At 67.8% G+C, this 4,455-nt stretch carries 5 protein-coding genes; all 5 read right to left on the bottom strand.

The genetic code is table 11. The features are described from left to right. Positions 1–1,512: elongation factor G (gene fusA / locus ABZE72_RS15915; RefSeq protein ID WP_372730015.1), on the bottom strand; the 1,512-nt coding region annotated here is incomplete at its 3' end. 76 nt (positions 1,513–1,588) lie between these two features. Then, the gene (gene rpsG, locus ABZE72_RS15910) at positions 1,589–2,059 is read right to left on the bottom strand and encodes a 30S ribosomal protein S7 (RefSeq protein ID WP_372730014.1); all 471 of its coding nucleotides are present in this window, start codon (positions 2,057–2,059) and stop codon (positions 1,589–1,591) included. 1 nt (position 2,060) lies between these two features. Next, entirely contained in the window at positions 2,061–2,435 is a 375-nt protein-coding gene (gene rpsL, locus ABZE72_RS15905) for a 30S ribosomal protein S12 (protein WP_372730013.1), read from the bottom strand. 127 nt (positions 2,436–2,562) lie between these two features. Continuing rightward, a complete protein-coding gene (locus ABZE72_RS15900; protein WP_372730012.1) occupies positions 2,563–3,864 on the bottom strand; it encodes an MFS transporter in 1,302 nt (433 codons plus the stop codon). Positions 3,865–3,901: 37 nt separating this feature from the next. Further along, positions 3,902–4,351 (bottom strand): MarR family winged helix-turn-helix transcriptional regulator, encoded by a 450-nt coding sequence (locus tag ABZE72_RS15895; RefSeq protein WP_372730011.1) that lies wholly within the window; start codon positions 4,349–4,351, stop codon positions 3,902–3,904. Positions 4,352–4,455 lie beyond the last annotated feature (104 nt).

Here is a 4,455-nt window from a genome sequence, read left to right as displayed (position 1 = left end):
GGTCTGCCGGACGTACTTGCCCTCGGACTCGACGGACCTGGTGATGGTCTCGCGGTAGGCGACCTGCGGCTTGCCGACGTTCGCCTCGACCTTGAACTCGCGGAACATGCGGTCCACGAGGATCTCGAGGTGGAGCTCGCCCATGCCGGCGATGATCGTCTGCCCGGTCTCCTCGTCGGCCTTGACCGTGAACGTGGGGTCCTCGTCGGAGAGCCGCTGGATCGCGGTGCCGAGCTTCTCCTGGTCGCTCTTGGTCTTCGGCTCGATGGCGACCTCGATCACCGGGGCCGGGAACGTCATCGACTCGAGGATGACCTGGTTCTGCGGGTCGCAGAGCGTGTGACCGGTCTTGGTGTCCTTCAGACCCATCACCGCCACGATCTGGCCGGCGCCGACCGACGCGATCTCCTCACGCTTGTTCGCGTGCATCTGGTAGACCTTGCCGATCCGCTCCTTGCGGCCGTTGACCGAGTTGACCACGGTCGAACCGGCCTCGAGCTTGCCGGAGTAGACGCGGACGTAGATCAGCTTGCCGAGGTGCGGGTCCGAGGCGATCTTGTAGGCGAGGCCGGAGAACGGCTCGTCGTCGGAAGGCTTGCGGATGATCTCGACCGACTCGTCCTTGGTCGAGTGACCCACGATGCCCTCGATGTCGAGCGGCGAGGGCAGGTACTTGACGACCGCGTCGAGCAGGGGCTGGACGCCCTTGTTCTTGAACGCGGTGCCGCACAGGACCGGGTTGAGCTTGTCGGCGAGGGTGGCGCGACGGATCGCGGCCTCGAGCTCCTCGACGCTGAACTCGCCCTCCTCGAGGTACTTCTCCATGATGGCGTCGTCCGCCTCGGAGAGGGTCTCGAGCAGCTTCTCGCGGTACTCGGCGGCCTGCTCGGCCAGCTCGGCCGGGATCTCCTCGATCTCGTAGTCCTCACCCATCGTGGTCTCGCCACGCCAGGTCAGGGCACGCATGCCGACGAGGTCGACGACACCGAGGAAGTCGCTCTCGGCGCCGATCGGGAGCTGCAGGACCAGCGGGGTCGAGTTGAGGCGGTCGACCATCATGTCGACGCAGCGGAAGAAGTCCGCACCGGTGCGGTCGAGCTTGTTGACGAAGCACATCCGCGGAACGGAGTACTTGTTCGCCTGGCGCCACACGGTCATCGTCTGCGGCTCGACACCGGCGACACCGTCGAACACCGCGACGGCGCCGTCGAGGACGCGCAGCGAGCGCTCGACCTCGGCGGTGAAGTCGACGTGCCCGGGGGTGTCGATGATGTTGATCTGGTGGTCCTTCCACCAGCAGGTCGTCGCGGCCGACGTGATCGTGATGCCGCGCTCCTGCTCCTGCTCCATCCAGTCCATGACAGCTGCACCGTCGTGGACCTCACCGATCTTGTACGAGATACCGGTGTAGAACAGGATCCGCTCGGTGGTGGTGGTCTTGCCGGCGTCGATGTGCGCCATGATGCCGATGTTGCGGACCTTGTTCAGGTCCGTGGTGATGTCGACTGCCACGTTTGTCAGCGTCCCTTGAAAGAAGTCGGAAAAGTGTGGTGGGGGCGGGAGCGGCGAGTGCCGCTCCCGCTCATGGTCACCAGCGGTAGTGCGCGAAGGCCTTGTTGGACTCGGCCATCTTGTGGGTGTCCTCGCGCTTCTTCACAGCGGCACCGAGGCCGTTGGAGGCGTCGAGGATCTCGTTCTGGAGGCGCTCGGCCATCGTCTTCTCACGACGGTCCTGGGCGTAGCCCACGAGCCAGCGCAGCGCCAGCGTGGTGCCACGGGTGCCCTTGACCTCGATCGGGACCTGGTAGGTCGCGCCACCGACACGGCGGGACTTGACCTCCAGGGCCGGCTTCACGTTGTCGAGCGCGCGCTTGAGCGTGATGACCGGGTCGTTGCCGGTCTTCTCGCGGCAGCCCTCGAGCGCGGTGTAGACGATGCGCTGTGCAACCTGCTTCTTGCCGTCCATCAGGACCTTGGACACCAACTGGGAGACCAGCTGCGACCCGTAGACGGGGTCGATGTCGATAGGCCGCTTGGGAGCGGGACCCTTGCGCGGCATATCAGCTCTTCTCCTTCTTGGCGCCGTACAGGCTGCGAGCCTGCTTGCGGTTCTTCACGCCCTGCGTGTCGAGCGTGCCGCGGATGATCTTGTAGCGAACACCGGGAAGGTCCTTCACTCGGCCTCCACGGACGAGCACGATGGAGTGCTCCTGGAGGTTGTGACCGACACCGGGGATGTAGGCCGTGACCTCGACGCCGCTGGACAGGCGCACGCGGGCAACCTTGCGCAGGGCGGAGTTCGGCTTCTTCGGGGTGGTCGTATAGACGCGGGTGCAGACACCGCGGCGCTGGGGCGAACCCTTGAGGGCAGGCGTCTTGCTCTTGGACACCTTGTCCTGGCGGCCCTTGCGGACCAGCTGGTTAATCGTGGGCACCTGGTGGTTCCCCTTCGTTTCCTCTAGTCAGTACCCAGCGCTCTGCCGGGCACGATGATGCTGCTCAATCTGTGCCTGTTGGTGTGTGCGCCCGACCCCGCTGCACCGCCGGATGTGGGGCGGTGAACTACTCGGAGACCTTCTGGGCACGCGCAACGGTCTGGTTGTCCCAGACACGAGGAACGAGATTACTCCGTCCCTGATCGGGGGTCAAAACGCGCCGACCCCGCAGGAACAGGGCGCTGGCGAGCGCCGTACCGGCCATGGTGAGGGCGCCGCCGAGCAGCAGGGTCCAGCGGGCGCCGTACTGTTCGCCGATCCAGCCGATGAACGGCGCCCCGGCGGGAGTGCCGCCGATGAAGATCATCATGTAGAGGGCCATCACCCGGCCGCGCATCAGCGGCTCGGTGTGCAGCTGGATGAAGGCGTTGGCGCTGGTGATCATGGTCAGCGCGGCCAGGCCGAGCAGGGGGCAGAGCAGGGCGAAGACGAGGTAGCTGGGGGCGAGCCCGGCGACCATCTCGAGCGCCCCGAAGAGCATCGCGGCGCCGACCACCATCCGGTGCCGTACCCGCGGGCGCCGGGCGGCGACCAGGGAGCCGGTCAGCGAGCCGACCGCCATGAAGGTGCCGAGCAGGCCGTACTCGGCCGGGCCCTTGTCGAAGACGTCGGTGGCCATCAGGGCGGAGGTCATCTGGAAGTTGAGCCCGAAGGTGCCGGTGAAGAAGACGATCCCGAGGATCAGCATCAGGTCGGGGCGGCGGCGCACGTAGTCGACGCCGGCCCGGATCTGCCCGGGACTGCGCTTGACCAGGGCCGGCGAGTCCAGTCGGGCGCCGTCGAGGGCGCGCAGGGTGAGGATCGGGGCGGCGTAGCTGACCGCGTTGAGCAGGATCACCCAGCCGGTGGCGACCACCCCTCCCCCCAGCACGGCGATCAGGACGCCGGCGATGGCGGGGCCGATGATCCGGGCTGCGTTGAAGCTGGCGGAGTTGAGGCCGACCGCGTTGGTGAGGTCGTCGGCGTCGACCAGCTCGGAGACGAAGGACTGCCGGGCGGGAGCATCGAAGGCGGCCGCGACACCGAGGACGAGGGCCAGGACGTAGACGTGCCAGGTCTGGGCGGTGCCGGTGACGGCCAGCACGCCGAGGACGAGGGCCGGGACGGCCATGCCGAGGTTGGTCAGCTGCAGCAGGCGCCGCTTGGGCATCCGGTCGGCGATCACGCCGGCGAACGGCGAGAGCAGGAGGAAGGGGAGGAACTGCAGCCCGGTGGTGATCCCGATCGCGGTGCCGCTGTTGGCGGTGAGCTGGAGCACCAGCCAGTCCTGGGCGACGCGCTGCATCCAGGTGCCGATGTTCGACACCAGGCCGCCGGCGGCGTACCGGCGGTAGTTGGGGTTGGCGAGGGAGCGGAAGGTGGGGCTCATGCGGAGACCCCCGGCGGGTGGAAGTCGTTCAGTGGAGTCAGTCCTCCTGGGAGAGTCGATCGAGGATGGGGGCGGCCTCGTGGAGCACCTGGCGCTCGTGGGGGGTGAGGTCGGCCAGGCGGTCGGAGAGCCAGACGTCGCGGCGCTCGCGGTCGGCGAGCAGGGTGGCGCGCCCGGCGTCGGTCACGGTGACGAGGACCTGGCGGCCGTCGGTCTCGTGGGCGCGACGGGAGACGTAGCCGGCCTCCTCGAGGCACTTGACGGTTCGGGTCATGCTCGGCGGGCGGACCCGCTCGTGGGCGGCCAGCTCGCCGATGCTCAGCTCGCCGCTGCGATGCAGGGCGCCGAGCACGGCCATGGTGGCGAGGGAGAGCTCGTTGTCGGGGTGCCGCTCGACGGCCAGGCGACGGCGCAGACGCATGACCGCGACGCGGAGCTCCGCGGCCAGCCCTTGGTCGGTGCTGGCGGCGTTCTCGACGGTGGGCATGGTCGTTAGTCTAGGTCATTACCTTTGGTAACGAAAGTTGTGGGGTGGACGCCGGCGGGCGTGACGATGGGTCTGAGGGGTCTGAGGGGTCTGGGGGGTCTGAG

This window comes from Nocardioides sp., assembly GCF_041600255.1.
Classification (GTDB): Bacteria; Actinomycetota; Actinomycetes; order Propionibacteriales; family Nocardioidaceae; genus Nocardioides.
Note: the sequence above shows the minus strand (reverse complement) of the source record. Positions and strands in the feature narration are given on the sequence as shown.

Bases quoted from the DNA above. Each gene is read 5' to 3' on its own strand.
- rpsG (WP_372730014.1), bottom strand. From the start codon at position 2,059: ATGCCGCGCAAGGGTCCCGCTCCCAAGCGGCCTATCGACATCGACCCC.
- ABZE72_RS15900 (WP_372730012.1), bottom strand. From the start codon at position 3,864: ATGAGCCCCACCTTCCGCTCCCTCGCCAACCCCAACTACCGCCGGTAC.
- ABZE72_RS15895 (WP_372730011.1), bottom strand. From the start codon at position 4,351: ATGCCCACCGTCGAGAACGCCGCCAGCACCGACCAAGGGCTGGCCGCG.